This is a genomic window from Trinickia sp. Z7, from assembly GCF_056498045.1.
The window spans coordinates 100,896-113,850 of sequence record NZ_JAUEQW010000008.1 but is presented as its reverse complement, the minus strand read 5'-3'; the positions used below and the strand labels follow the sequence as shown (position 1 = coordinate 113,850).

General features: G+C 62.3%; 12 protein-coding genes. 7 read left to right on the top strand and 5 right to left on the bottom strand.

Going from position 1 to position 12,955, the window contains the following annotated elements; genetic code table 11:
• Positions 1 to 117 precede the first annotated feature (117 nt).
• Positions 118 to 1,239 (bottom strand): ABC transporter ATP-binding protein, encoded by a 1,122-nt coding sequence (locus QQS38_RS15685; RefSeq protein WP_479646292.1) that lies wholly within the window; start codon positions 1,237 to 1,239, stop codon positions 118 to 120.
• Positions 1,240 to 1,560: 321 nt separating this feature from the next.
• On the opposite strand from QQS38_RS15685, the gene QQS38_RS15680 reads away from it, so the two are divergent.
• From QQS38_RS15680 to QQS38_RS15650, 7 genes are all read left to right on the top strand, one after another.
• Positions 1,561 to 2,913 (top strand): ABC transporter substrate-binding protein, encoded by a 1,353-nt coding sequence (locus tag QQS38_RS15680; RefSeq protein WP_479646291.1) that lies wholly within the window; start codon positions 1,561 to 1,563, stop codon positions 2,911 to 2,913.
• Positions 2,914 to 2,958: 45 nt separating this feature from the next.
• Positions 2,959 to 3,897 (top strand): carbohydrate ABC transporter permease, encoded by a 939-nt coding sequence (locus QQS38_RS15675; protein ID WP_479646290.1) that lies wholly within the window; start codon positions 2,959 to 2,961, stop codon positions 3,895 to 3,897.
• On the top strand, positions 3,894 to 4,775 hold the full coding sequence (locus QQS38_RS15670; RefSeq protein ID WP_479646289.1) for a carbohydrate ABC transporter permease: 882 nt from the start codon (positions 3,894 to 3,896) through the stop codon (positions 4,773 to 4,775). The genes QQS38_RS15675 and QQS38_RS15670 overlap by 4 nt, the downstream gene beginning before the upstream one ends.
• A gap of 51 nt (positions 4,776 to 4,826) precedes the next feature.
• Positions 4,827 to 5,807, top strand: coding sequence for a sugar-binding transcriptional regulator (locus QQS38_RS15665; RefSeq protein ID WP_479646288.1), 981 nt, complete (start codon positions 4,827 to 4,829; stop codon positions 5,805 to 5,807).
• Positions 5,808 to 5,819: 12 nt separating this feature from the next.
• A complete protein-coding gene (locus tag QQS38_RS15660; RefSeq protein ID WP_479646287.1) occupies positions 5,820 to 6,575 on the top strand; it encodes an SDR family oxidoreductase in 756 nt (251 codons plus the stop codon).
• 36 nt (positions 6,576 to 6,611) lie between these two features.
• Positions 6,612 to 7,712 (top strand): alcohol dehydrogenase catalytic domain-containing protein, encoded by a 1,101-nt coding sequence (locus tag QQS38_RS15655; protein ID WP_479646286.1) that lies wholly within the window; start codon positions 6,612 to 6,614, stop codon positions 7,710 to 7,712.
• 132 nt (positions 7,713 to 7,844) lie between these two features.
• The gene (locus QQS38_RS15650; RefSeq protein ID WP_479646285.1) at positions 7,845 to 9,194 is read left to right on the top strand and encodes a dihydrolipoyl dehydrogenase family protein; all 1,350 of its coding nucleotides are present in this window, start codon (positions 7,845 to 7,847) and stop codon (positions 9,192 to 9,194) included.
• 162 nt (positions 9,195 to 9,356) lie between these two features.
• Here the strand turns inward: QQS38_RS15650 and QQS38_RS15645 are convergent, their stop codons facing one another.
• The 4 genes from QQS38_RS15645 to aroQ all read right to left on the bottom strand — a co-directional run bounded on the left by QQS38_RS15645 (position 9,357) and on the right by aroQ (position 12,854).
• Positions 9,357 to 10,031 carry a TetR/AcrR family transcriptional regulator gene (locus QQS38_RS15645; RefSeq protein WP_479646284.1) on the bottom strand — a complete coding sequence of 225 codons (675 nt, stop codon included), beginning with the start codon at positions 10,029 to 10,031 and terminating at the stop codon, positions 9,357 to 9,359.
• A gap of 99 nt (positions 10,032 to 10,130) precedes the next feature.
• The gene (locus QQS38_RS15640) at positions 10,131 to 11,438 is read right to left on the bottom strand and encodes an MFS transporter (protein ID WP_479646419.1); all 1,308 of its coding nucleotides are present in this window, start codon (positions 11,436 to 11,438) and stop codon (positions 10,131 to 10,133) included.
• A gap of 91 nt (positions 11,439 to 11,529) precedes the next feature.
• Positions 11,530 to 12,402: a shikimate dehydrogenase gene (locus QQS38_RS15635; RefSeq protein ID WP_479646283.1), complete on the bottom strand. Its 873-nt coding sequence runs from the start codon at positions 12,400 to 12,402 to the stop codon at positions 11,530 to 11,532.
• Entirely contained in the window at positions 12,399 to 12,854 is a 456-nt protein-coding gene (gene aroQ, locus QQS38_RS15630; RefSeq protein WP_479646282.1) for a type II 3-dehydroquinate dehydratase, read from the bottom strand. The genes QQS38_RS15635 and aroQ overlap by 4 nt, the downstream gene beginning before the upstream one ends.
• Positions 12,855 to 12,955 lie beyond the last annotated feature (101 nt).

The window sequence follows — 12,955 nt, the reverse complement described above, 5'->3', positions numbered from 1 at the left end:
GTCTTCGACAACCTTCGGACCTATCGACGTGGACCCGACCCGCGAGCTGACCGACGACGCATTTCTCGAAGCCTTTCTTGCGCTCGCGGCAAGAAGCTTGGGTGGTGTTGCTGCGCCTCACGCGGCGGCCGATTGCGCCGTCGCGCTCAGTGCGCGCAGCGCCGCGCCGTCATGCCGGAACAAATGCGCGTGCCGCACCGGAACGCCGACCTCGATTCGCTGGCCGTCGGCCACGGCCGATTCGCCCGAGCCCTTGACCTGAATCGCTCGACCATCGGCAAGCGCCACATGCAGTAGCGTTTCGCCGCCGAGATGCTCGACGACGATCACCTCCCCCGCAAGACGCGCATCGGCATTGGTCGCGCCGTGCTCCGACAAATGCTCGGGGCGAACGCCGAGCGTGAGCGTCTCGCCCGCTTGCACACCGGTGGCCTCGCAAGGCACGGCGAGCGCGGCGCCGCCCGGTAGGGCGACCGTCACGCCGGTGCGATCGGCCCCGATGACCTCCACATCGATGAAGTTCATTTTCGGCGAACCGATGAAGCCGGCCACGAATCGATTGCGCGGTTGTCGATAGAGTTCGAGCGGCGAGCCGATTTGCTCGACCGCGCCGTGATTGAGCACGACGATGCGATCGGCCATCGTCATCGCCTCCGTTTGATCGTGCGTGACGTAAATCATCGTCGCATTCAGCTGCTTGTGCAGTTTGATGAGTTCGAGCCGCATCTGCACGCGCAACGCCGCATCGAGGTTCGACAACGGCTCGTCGAACAGAAAGACCTTGGGCTCGCGCACGATCGCGCGGCCGATCGCAACGCGTTGCCTTTGTCCGCCCGACAACGCGCGCGGACGACGCTCGAGCAACTGGCCAATCTGCAGGATCTGCGCCGCCTCGCTCACGCGCCGGTCGATTTCGCTTTGCGGCAGCTTGAGCATACGCAGCCCGAACGCGATGTTTTCATAGACGGACATATGCGGGTAGAGCGCATACGACTGGAACACCATCGCTACGCCGCGCTCGGACGGCTCGACCTCGGTTACATCCTCGCCGCCGATCAGAACATGCCCGGAGTCGACACGCTCGAGGCCGGCAATGGTGCGTAGCAGCGTGGACTTCCCGCAACCCGACGGGCCGACGAACACGAGGAACTCGTGATCGGTCACTTCGATGTCGACGCCTTTGAGCACCTCGGCGCCGGCGAAAGTCTTGCGGATTTGCTGCAGCTGAACTGCGCTCATTTCGCGTCTCCTACGAACGTCGCATGTCGAACGTTGCGGCGCGGACATCTTGCACTGCCGCAAGGACTCCTAATCAATTTCTTCTTGACAAGCATCGTCGGGCAAAATATACATTTGAAAAAATGAAATTACAAGTGAAACGCGTCCCCGGATGGCCGCCGGTTGCGCCCGCAGTCGCATGAGGCAGTACCGAATGCCCGCAGGCATCGAGCGAGTCGATGTCTGTCGTCGAATCGATAACAACCCGGGTAACGACCCGCTTTGCAGCGGACGGGACGCGTCCTCTCAGGGGTGTCGTGCCGGTCCACAAGGAGACAATCGATGAACAAACGGTTCTTGCAGCGCAAGCTGGCGATGACCTCGCTGGCAGCCGCTTCGTTTCTGTTGGCGGCGCATGCGTCGGCGTGGACGTTGAAAGAAGCGGCCGCGCCGTACTCCGGTACCACCTTGCATGCGATCTTCCTCGATCGCCCCGGCTACACGGCCGCGGAGAAACTGATTCCGCAGTTCGAGAAGGAGACGGGCATCACGATCAAATGGGACGTCGTGCCCTACGAGAGCACGCGGCAAAAGGAGGTGCTCAACTTCGTGAGCGGCGGCGCCCAAGACATCGTGCTCGTCGACGTCGTATGGATAGGCGAATTCGCGAGCAACAAGTGGCTCGTGCCGATCAAGAAGTTCACCGACGATCCGAAGCTCGCCGATCCGAACCTGAACCTGAAGGGCTTCTTCCCGATTCTGCTCGATTCGTTCGGTACCTGGGATAAGGTCACGTACGGCTTGCCGTTCGACAACTACTCGGGTCTCATGTTCTACAACAAGTGCATGCTCAAGGAGGCCGGATTCAGCGAGCCGCCGAAGACGTGGGACGATCTACTGAACGTGTACGCGCCCAAGCTCACGAATGCCGCCAAGAACCAGTACGCATTCGCCCTGCAATCGCGGCGCGGCGAAACCCAATCGGCCGACAGCTTCATGCGCATGCTGTGGCCCAACGGCGGTTCCCTGCTCGATGCCAAGTTCAAATCGAACTTGATGTCGCCGCAATCGCAGGCTGGGCTCGACTATCGGCAGAAGCTGATGAAGTACATGCCGCCCGGCATCGTCGATTTCGATCACGCCGAAGCCGTCAACGCCTTGGCTCAGGGGCAGGTGGCGATGATCACGGAATGGTCGGCGTTCTATCCGACCTTGACCGACCCGGCCAAATCCAAGCTCGGCGATTGCTTGGGTATCGCCACGGAACCGCGCGGGCCCGCAGGGCTCAAGCCCGCGCTCGGCGGCTTCTCGCTGGCGGTCAACGCGAAGGCGAGCGCGAAGAAGCAAGCGGCCGCGTGGCTCTTCATCCAATGGATCACCTCGGAGCAGATGGCCAAGCCCTACCTCGAAGCGGGCGGGGTGCCGGCTCGCACGGCCGTGTATCAGGATGCCGCCGTGCAGCAGAAGTATCCGTTCGTGAAGCCCATGGTCGAGTCGTGGCAAGGCGGCGTGCCCGATTACCGTCCGCGCTTCCCGGAGTGGCCGGCGATTTCCGAAATCATCGGCGAATGGGGAACCAAGATGATGCTGGGCAATGTCTCGGTCAAGGACGGCGCGCAGACGATCGGTTCGAAGATGGAAGCGATCCTGAAAAAAGCGGGCTATTACGACGGCAAGAAGCCGCTGCTCAAGTAGAGGCCGCGTATGCCGCGGTTGCCCAATGCGAGTCGGAGGATCGAGATGCTCAACGGTACCGTGCCGCGTACGGACTCGGGTTCGGCCGCGCGCAAGCGCGCGCGGCTGCGCCTATGGCCGCGTTCGCCCGCGTTTTGGTTCTTGTTTCCAGCGGTGTTCGCGCTGGCCGTGATCGGGATCTATCCGCTGTTGGTCGCGTTGTACAACTCGATGCATCAGTATCGCCTGGCCGATCTCGAGGCAGGCACGCCATTCGTCGGCCTCGACAATTACGTCGCGACCTTCGCCGACGCGACGTTTTGGCAAGCGCTCGGCCGCACGATGCTGTTTCTGTGCTTGACGCTGCCGCTCGAGATTGCACTGGGGCTATTCGCGGCATTGATGCTGCATCGATCGGGGCTGGCGTGGATGCGTGCGGCGGCCCGCGTGAGCCTAGTCGTGCCGATGGCGACCACCTACGCGGTAGTGGGGCTGATCGGCCGCTTGATCTTCAACCGGCAATTCGGCGTCGCCAACTATCTGCTCGGTTTCTTCGGAATCCCGCCGCAAGATTGGCTCGGCGACCCGACGCTCGCGTACGTATCGGTGATGATCATGGACGTATGGCAGTGGACGCCGTTTTGCGCGCTCATCCTGCTGGCGGGCTTGACGATGGTGCCGAAGGAGGCGGAGGAAGCGGCGCGGCTCGAAACGCGAAAGCGCTTGACGATTCTTTGGCACATCGAGCGGCCTTACTTGTTGCCTGGCCTCACCGCCATCCTCATCCTGCGCTCGGCGGACATGCTCAAGATGTTCGACGCCGTCTACACGATGACGCGCGGCGGGCCCGGCGCCGCCACGGAATTCATCAGCGTCTACATCGAGCGCATTGGCTTTCGCTTGTTCGATCAGGGGTTGGCCTCCGCGCAAGCCATGTTGCTGCTCGTGTTGACGATCGTGCTGTCGCGCCTTTACATCCGCTATATCTATCGGGAGCTCGCATGAGCCTATCTTTGTTGGGGCTAGTGACCGTCGGCGCGGCTCCCCGCTCGCATCGGGCGCGCGCCGGGCGCCGGCGCGCCACGATTTGGCATGGTCTCGCGTTGGTCGTCATCTTTTTGTCATCGGTCTTTCCGTTCTACTGGATGGTGACGACGAGTCTGAAGAAGCAAGCCGACGCGCTCGCCTATCCGCCCGTGTGGCGCTTCACGCCTACGCTCAAGCACTACACCGACGCGCTGTTCACGCACGACGTCGCCGGCAGCCTCATCAACTCGTTGATCGTCGCGAGCAGCACGACCGTGCTCGCGATATTGCTCGGCACCCCGGCGGCCTATGCGCTTGCGCGCTACGAATTTCGCGGGAAGCGCGACCTCTGGTTCTGGTTCATTTCGAATCGGATGGTCAGTCCGGTCGTGCTGGCCGTGCCGTTCTTCTTGATCGCCACGAAGCTCGATTTGATCGATACACACATCGTGTTGATCCTGCTCTACCTGACGTTTTCGTTGCCGATCGTGGTCTGGATTTGCACCGATCAATTTCGCAACGTGCCGATCGAGCTCGATGAAGCCGCGCGGCTCGACGGTGCGTCGCCGTGGCGTGTGTTCTGGAAGATCAACCTGCCGCTGGCGATGCCTGGCATCGTGGTGTCGGCCATCTTCGCGTTCATCTTCTCGTGGAACGACTTGTTGTATGCGCTCGTGCTCACGCGCGACAACGCCGTTACCTCGCCCGTGGCCGCCACGAACTACATGAGCGGTTACGAATTGCCTTGGGGAGAAATCATGGCGACGGGCACGCTGATCGTCCTGCCGATGGTGATCTTCGCGTTGCTGGTATCGGGGCGTCTCGTGCAGGGTCTCACCATGGGCGCTGTCAAATGACGCATTTGCTATAACTGTCGGTTTTCCACTCGTCGATACCTTCCTTTCATCATGGGCAAGACCCCCCAATCTGCGCAAAGCGTCGAAGCGGACGAAGGCGTCGATAGCGAAGAAGAGCTGCAGACGCGCGTCGCCTGGCATTACTACGTCGGCAACATGACACAGCAGGAAATCGCACAATTGCTCGGCACGAATCGCGTGCGCGTCAATCGCTTGCTGGCGGCGAGCCGCGAGTCGGGGCTCGTGCGGATTTCGATCAACAGCCGCATCGCGCCGTGCGTCGCGCTGGAGGAGCAACTCGTCGATCGCTTCGGTCTGCTGGCGGCCGTCGTCGTACCGACCGGCGCGACTTACGAAGCGACGATGGCCGCGCTCGGCATCGGCACGGCCAATTACTTGGTGCAGCACATCGCGGCCGGACATACCATCGGCCTCGGCTGGGGCAGGACGATCCGCGCGGTGCTGCGCGCGCTGCCGCAGCGTTCGTACGGTCCGCTCTCGGCCGTGTCGCTGCAAGGGGGCCTCGCGCATTGCCCGAGCATCAACACGTTCGATATCGTGTCCGACTTCGCCGATCTTTGTCATGCGGACGGCTATCTCTTTCCGGCGCCCATTTACGTCAGCAGCCAGAAGGTGCGCGACGTCATCCTGCATGAAGACGCCGTGCGCGAAACCTACGAGCTGGCGCGCGGCTCCGATCTCGCGTTGGTCACGGCCGGCGATCTCACCGAATCGCTGGTCATCACATACGGCGTCAAGGACCCCGAGGATTTGCGCACGCTGCGCAAAGCGGGGGCCGTCGGGGACGTGCTGGGCCATTTCGTCGATGAGCACGGCAAGCTCATCAACCATCCGTTGAACCGGCGCACGGTGGCCATGGCGCTCGACGATTTGCGAGGCATCAAGCACGTGATCCTGACCAGCGGCGGTGCCACGAAGTTTTTCGTCACGCGTGCGACGTTGCGTGGCGGGTATGTGTCGACGCTCGTTACCGACGAAGAAACCGCGCGGCGTCTCTGCGAGGAACCATAAGGAACCCTAATCGTGAATGCGACGGATACCGCCGAAGGCGGCGACGCGTTTTCCGGAAAGCGCGTTCTTGTCACGGGAGCCGGAAAGGGGATCGGCCGGGCCACTGCGATCCTGCTTGCCACGCGCGGGGCGAGCGTCGTCGCGCTGAGCCGCTCCGCGGACGATCTGCGCGCGCTCGAGCGCGAGATCGGCTGCGAGACGTATGCCGTAGATCTGGCGGATGCAGCCGCGGCCCGCGCCGCGGCGCAGGCTGCGCAACCGATCGATCTGCTCGTGAACAACGCGGGCATTGCCCGGCTCCAGCCGTTTCTCGAATGCGACGTTGGCGCCTTCGACGAGACGATGGCCGTCAATGTACGAGCGGCGATGATCGTGGGGCAAGTCTGCGCCCGCAACATGATCGAGCGCGGCGTGGGCGGGGCGATCGTCAACGTCTCGAGCATCTCGGCACAGATCGGGTTTGCGTTGCATGCCGCCTATTGCGCCTCCAAGGCTGCGCTCGATGCGCTCACGCGGGTGATGGCCGTCGAACTCGGCCCGCAGGGCATTCGCGTGAACGCAGTGAACCCAACCGTTACCTTGACGCCGATGGCCGAGCAAGCATGGAGCGATCCGGCCAAGGCGTCGCAAATGCTCTCGCGCATCCCGTTGAACCGGTTCGCGCAACCGGAAGAGGTGGCGCAGACGATCGCGTATTTGCTCGGCGACGAAGCCCGCATGATCAATGGCGTAAGCCTTGCCGTCGACGGCGGCTTTCTCGCGCGCTGAACGCTGACTTCCTTTCTCATTTGAAGCGAGCCGACTATGAGTACACCGAACGAGACGACGAAAATGACGGCGGTCGTATGCCATGCCCCGAAGGATTACCGCGTCGAACGAGTCGAGCGGCCGCGCCCGGGCCCGAACGAACTCGTGATTCGCATCGCCGCGTGCGGCATCTGCGCGAGCGATTGCAAATGCTATTCGGGCGCGAAGATGTTTTGGGGCGGCCCGAGTCCATGGGTCAAAGCGCCCGTGATTCCGGGGCATGAATTCTTCGGCTACGTGGAGGAATTGGGCGAAGGGGCCGCCGAGCATTTCGGCGTAAACGTGGGCGAGCGCGTGATCGCCGAGCAGATCGTGCCATGCGGAAAGTGCCGATACTGCAAATCGGGGCAGTACTGGATGTGCGAAGTTCACAACATATTCGGCTTTCAGCGCGAGGTGGCCGACGGCGGCATGGCCGAATACATGCGGTTCCCGCCCACGGCGATCGTGCATAAGATTCCCGACGGCATCTCCATTGAGGACGCGGCCATTATCGAGCCGCTCGCTTGCGCGATTCACACGGTCAACCGCGGCGACATCCAATTGAACGATGTCGTCGTGATTGCCGGGGCAGGGCCGCTCGGCTTGATGATGACGCAAGTGGCGCATTTGAAGACGCCCAAGAAGCTGGTCGTGATCGACCTCGTGGAAGAGCGGCTCGCGCTAGCGCGCGAGTACGGCGCGGACATTACGATCAACCCGAAAAAGGACGATGCGCTCGCGATCGTGCGCTCGATCACCGATCAATACGGCTGCGACGTCTACATCGAAACCACGGGCGTGCCTGCGGGGGTGCCGCAAGGGCTCGATCTCATTCGCAAGCTCGGGCGCTTCGTCGAGTTTTCGGTGTTCGGGGCGGAGACTTCGGTCGATTGGTCGATCATCGGCGATCGCAAGGAGCTCGACGTGCGCGGTGCACACCTCGGCCCCTATTGCTATCCGATCGCCATCGATCTACTCGCACGCGGGCTGGTGACATCGAAAGGGATCGTCACGCACGGCTTCGCGATCGAAGAGTGGGAGGAGGCGATCAAAGTCGCCAATTCGCTCGATTCGATCAAGGTGCTGCTGCGGCCCGGCGACCGTGCGCCTGGTTGAATCCGTTTGGACGGTGCGGAGGCGCTGAACAAGGTACGCGGTGCAAGCCGGAGCCGCCGGGAGGCAGACGCCGGCCGCAAAATTGCTTGATACGCGATCATGCTGACACGTGCGGACGGCGAAGGAGCTTCCATGACAAAGCACTACGATCTCGTTATCGTCGGAACCGGAACCGCCGCATCGGCGGCGGCGTCGCAGTGTCGCGCCGCAGGCTGGAGCGTTGCGGTGATGGATCATCTGCCATTCGGTGGCACTTGCGCGCTACGCGGGTGCGACCCGAAAAAAGTGCTCGTCAGCGCGGTGGAAGCGGTCGATCACGCTCAGCGGATGCGCGATAAAGGCGTGGACGGCGGCACACCGTCCATCGCGTGGCAGGAACTCATCGCGTTCAAGCGTACTTTCACGGAGCCGGTACCGCCGATGAAAGAAAGCGACTTTGCGAAACACGGGATCGATTTCTACCATGGTGGAGGCGAATTCTGTGGGCCGCACTCGATCAAGACAGGCGATGAAATCCTCGATGCGCGCTTTGTGCTGCTCGCCGCCGGCGCCGTTCCCAGGCCGCTCGGTATTCCCGGCGAGGAATACGCCATCACGAGCACCGAGTTTCTCGAGCTCGACAGCCTGCCGAAACGCATCGTCCTGATCGGTGGCGGTTATATCGCGGCGGAATTTGCCCATACCGCGGCTCGCGCGGGGGCGAAGGTCACCATCGTGCAACGGCGCGACCGGCTGTTGCCGTCATTCGACGCCGAGGTCGTTGGCTGGCTGATGAAAAAATTCGAACAGATCGGCGTCGATGTTCGTTTCAATACGGAGGTCGAGCGCATCGAGCGCAGCGTCGACGAGTTCACGGTCGCGGTGTCGTCGGGTGGCGAGAAGCAACGCTTACCCGCCGATCTCGTGGTTCACGCGGCGGGCCGCGTGCCGGATCTCGGTCCGCTGAGACTCGATGTGGCGGGCGTGGCGACCGAGGACGGCCGGATCGCGCTCAACGATTACCTGCAGAGCGTATCCAACCCGTCGGTTTATGCAGCCGGTGATTTTGCGCAGAAGGGGCCTCCGCTCACGCCGGTTGCGAGTCACGATGCGAAGGTTGCCGCCGAAAACATGCTCCACGGCAATCGGCGCAAGCCGAACTACGAAGGCGTGCCCAGTGTCGTTTTTACAATCCCGCCGCTGGCGTCGGTCGGCTTGACAGAAGCGGCCGCGAGCAAGCGGGGACTGAAGTTCCGCATGCGTCGCCAACAAGCCGATGACTGGTATACCGCGCGCCATGTCGCGGAAACCTTGTACGGCTTCAAGGTTCTGGTCGAAGAAGGCAGCGATAAAATTCTCGGCGCCCATCTCGTGGGGCCTCGGGTCGACGAAGTCATCAACGTCTTCGCACTGGCAATTCGTCAGGGTGTCACGGCCGAAGCACTCCAGGCGACGATTTTTGCCTATCCCACAGGCGCCTCGGATATCGGCTATATGTTGTAGCTTGGATTGACCGAGGAACGCCAGGGTGCGAGTGAGCGAACAGGTGCGCGAGCTGCATCGACCGATTTGCCCATGACCGGAATGAATCGTCGCCGCAGGGGTATCCGCGGCTGGCGAGCACACCGCAAGCGCCCGGCCGGCTTCACGATGTAGCCGCACCGTTCAACGCTGTTTCTTCACGAAACGCAGAATCGCATCGACGATCATCTCGCGATGCTTGGCGCGCAGGCGCGGATGCGAGGGATCACGCCCGAACGCTGCGCCGAACGTAGACCGATTGCTGACGCGATGAAAACAAAGCGAGCTGATCATCAGGTGCAGATCGATCGGGTCGATATCGTCGCGGAATTGGCCCGACGCAACGCCGCGGGCGAGCAAATCTTCGATGGTTGCGATCACGCTCGCATTGCGGCTTCGAAATGTCTTGAGCTGCTCGAGATACTTCGCGCCGTGAATGTTTTCGATGGTGACGAGACGGACGAAATCCCGGTGCCGGTCGTGATAATCGAAGGTGAATTCGACGAGCCTGCGCATCCCTTCGACCGGTGCGAGTTCGCTCACATGCAGGTCTTGCTCGAGCGCGCGAATGTCGCCGTACACCTTGTCGAGCACCGCTTCGTACAGCCCTTCCTTGCTGCCGAAGTAGTAATACAGCATGCGCTTGGTCGTATTCGTGCGCTCGGCGATGGCGTCCACGCGTGCGCCCGCGAGCCCCATTGCGGAAAACTCGGCCGTCGCCACTTCTAGAATGTTGCGCTTGGTCTCTTCCGGGTCGTACTTGCGTCGCGCGTCGAGTTTTGCGCTAGCGCCATTGGACGGGGCCGCCGGTCTTCCCATGTCGTCTTGCGTTTTCAGAGTGAATGCGCGCGATTCTAGCATGGCGGCTTTGCCCTAAAAGGCCGGGCCGGCCCGATGGCAGGCCCGGGCATAGAGCGGCTACAACGTGATGCGCTTGATATCGCCGACGATGAAAATATACGAGGCCGCGCCGATCAATGCGATCACGCCGATGAATGCCAGTGCGCCGACGAACGAACCCGTCGCACTGACGATCAAACCGATGACGAGCGGCGTGATGATCCCGGCCAGATTGGCCGCGACGTTGAAAATCCCGCCCGTCAAACCGAGCATGCCGTCGGGCGCGATGTCCGACACCAACGTCCATCCGAGTGCGGCCATACCTTGAGCGAAGAACGCGAGCGACAGAATCGCGATGACCGCCGTGTTGCTTTGGACGAAGTTCGCCAGCACGATCGTCGACGCGAGCAACAGCCCGGCGATGATCGGCAGCTTGCGTGCGACGTTCGGCGACTTCCCTCGGCGCAGCAGCCAATCCGAGAACGTGCCGCCGAACATCACGCCGACCGATGCCGCGATGAACGGCATGATCGCGAAGAAGCCGATCTTGAGCCAACCCATGTGACGCTCCGTCGCCAGATAGGTCGGAAACCAGGTCAAGAAGAACACGAGCGTGGAGTTGCCCGCGAACTGACCCAGGCAGATGCCCGTGAGTTGCCGATGCTTGAGCAGCCGGCCGATATCGCGCCAGTCCACCTTGGGGCGTTTGCCATCGTTTGCGCTCGAGCCGCGCCGAGTGAGACCGCCGCCGGCTTCGATGTAATCGAGCTCGGCGTCGTTCGCCGCCGGGTGCTCGCGCGGTTCGCGGTAAAAACGCCACCAGATCAAACCGAACACGATGCCGACCGCGCCAACGACATAAAAGAGCATGCGCCAGCCGAAAGCGCCCATTAATGCGAACAGCAAAGGGCTGAAGAAGGCCAGGCCGATATATTCGCCGACCGTATACGTGCCGGTGGCGAACGCGCGCTCCGTTTGTGGAAACCAAGTGGCCACGACGCGGCTATTGGTCGGGAAGCAGGGCGATTCCGTTACACCGAGGCCGAGCCGGCAAGCGAACAGGGCGCCCACGCCGCCTACGAGTCCCTGCGCCAGCGTGCACAGCGACCACAGCGTCATCGATAGGAAGTAAGTCAACTTGCTGCCGAAGCGATCGAGGAACACGCCGCCCGGGATCTGCGAGGCAACATAGCTCCACGAGAACGCTGAAAAGATCAAGCCCATCAAAGCCGCATTGATACCCAGCTCCTTCGTCAACTGCGGCGCGGCAATGCCGAGCACGGTCCGGTCGAGATAGTTGATCATCGTGCCCGCGGCGAGCAGGCCGAGAATCTGGTAGCGGGCACGCGTGCGCCGAACCGCGGACGGTTGTGCGGCCGCTTGCATGGGCGTCCCGCTGAGCGAGCGGGGGGTAATCGGAGGGGCCATGTCTTTTGTCTCCTATCGACCTGAGTCGGTGTAATTGAATGTGAGCGCGCTATCGTTCGAGCAACGCTTGCAAATGGGCATACATACGTTCGGCGTCCGGTTCGACTCCCGTGAAGATGCGAAATGCGTCCACTGCCTGGTAGACGGCCATGCCGCCGCCGGTCAGCGTGCGGCAACCCGCGCGTTCCGCTGCCTCGATCAGGGCAGTGCGGATGGGGAAATACACGACATCGGCCACCCAGTGGCCGCGATGCAGCAGCTCCGCGGGCAACGGCATGCCCGGAAGCTTCGCCATGCCGGTCGGCGTTGCGTGAATGAGTCCTGTGGCGTGACGCATCGCGTCGGGAAGCGAGGCGCCCGCCGTGACTTTGGCGGCCGGAAACCGCCGTTGCAATTCGGCCGCGAGCGAGATCGCCCGCGTGTGATCGACGTCGAACAGCGCAAGCTGTTCGGCGCCTAAGCCCAGCGCCGCATGGGCCACCGCGGCGCCTGCGCCGCCAGCGCCCAGTTGCACCACGCGCGCGAGCGAGACGCCGGGCAAGCCGCTTTGAAACGAGCGCGTGAAGCCGGACCAATCGGTGTTGAACCCGAAGCGCTTGCCGTCCTTGAACAATACGGTGTTGACCGCTCCCAGTGCGCGTGCGTCCTCCGACAGCTCATCGAGCAACGGAATCACCGCTTGCTTGCACGGATAGGTGATATTCAGACCGTCGTAGCCCATGCGCTCGGCGGCCTCGAGCAGAGCAGGCAATGCGCCGGAACCGAGGTCGAGCGTCTCTAGATCGATGCGCCGATACACGTAGGTGAGCCCTTGTTCCCGCGCTTCTCGTTCGTGCATGGCCGGGCTCAGAGAACCTTGAATGCCCGCGCCGATCAATCCGACCAGCACCGAGCGCGCGCCGCGTGTCGTTTCCGCGCTCATTGCCGGTCCTCCACCTGGAGCAGGACCGCCATTCGCTCGAGCGCCAGCACGTAGCCTTGCGTGCCGCAGCCGATGATGACCGCCTCCGCAATCGGGGACACGAACGAATGGTGTCTGAACGCCTCGCGCTTATGCACGTTCGAGATATGCACTTCGATGACGGGCTTGGCGATTGCCGTCAAGGCATCCGCCAATGCGACCGATGTATGCGTATAGGCGGCGGGGTTGATGACGACGCCGTCGATACGGGTACGCGCTTCGTGCAACCAGTCGATCAATTGATGTTCGGCGTTCGATTGCTTGAAGTCGATGGCGAGCCCCAGACGTTCGCCGGCTTCGGTGCAACGTCGGGCGACATCGGCCAGCGTTTCGCTGCCGTAGATCGCCGGCTCACGCGTGCCCAGCAGATTGAGATTCGGCCCATTGAGGACCAGAACCGAAGCAAATGTCATTGCGACTACTCCATGTAAGCGATTGCAGAACGAATGGTGACGTGTCGTTCCGAATGCACGCAAGTGTGCGCTCGGTCGAGGTGGAAAGTCATTCTGGGGTT

Bases quoted from the DNA above. Each gene is read 5' to 3' on its own strand.
- QQS38_RS15685 (WP_479646292.1), bottom strand. From the start codon at position 1,239: ATGAGCGCAGTTCAGCTGCAGCAAATCCGCAAGACTTTCGCCGGCGCC.
- QQS38_RS15680 (WP_479646291.1), top strand. From the start codon at position 1,561: ATGAACAAACGGTTCTTGCAGCGCAAGCTGGCGATGACCTCGCTGGCA.
- QQS38_RS15675 (WP_479646290.1), top strand. From the start codon at position 2,959: ATGCTCAACGGTACCGTGCCGCGTACGGACTCGGGTTCGGCCGCGCGC.
- QQS38_RS15670 (WP_479646289.1), top strand. From the start codon at position 3,894: ATGAGCCTATCTTTGTTGGGGCTAGTGACCGTCGGCGCGGCTCCCCGC.
- QQS38_RS15665 (WP_479646288.1), top strand. From the start codon at position 4,827: ATGGGCAAGACCCCCCAATCTGCGCAAAGCGTCGAAGCGGACGAAGGC.
- QQS38_RS15655 (WP_479646286.1), top strand. From the start codon at position 6,612: ATGAGTACACCGAACGAGACGACGAAAATGACGGCGGTCGTATGCCAT.
- QQS38_RS15650 (WP_479646285.1), top strand. From the start codon at position 7,845: ATGACAAAGCACTACGATCTCGTTATCGTCGGAACCGGAACCGCCGCA.
- QQS38_RS15645 (WP_479646284.1), bottom strand. From the start codon at position 10,031: ATGGGAAGACCGGCGGCCCCGTCCAATGGCGCTAGCGCAAAACTCGAC.
- QQS38_RS15640 (WP_479646419.1), bottom strand. From the start codon at position 11,438: ATGCAAGCGGCCGCACAACCGTCCGCGGTTCGGCGCACGCGTGCCCGC.
- QQS38_RS15635 (WP_479646283.1), bottom strand. From the start codon at position 12,402: ATGAGCGCGGAAACGACACGCGGCGCGCGCTCGGTGCTGGTCGGATTG.
- aroQ (WP_479646282.1), bottom strand. From the start codon at position 12,854: ATGACATTTGCTTCGGTTCTGGTCCTCAATGGGCCGAATCTCAATCTG.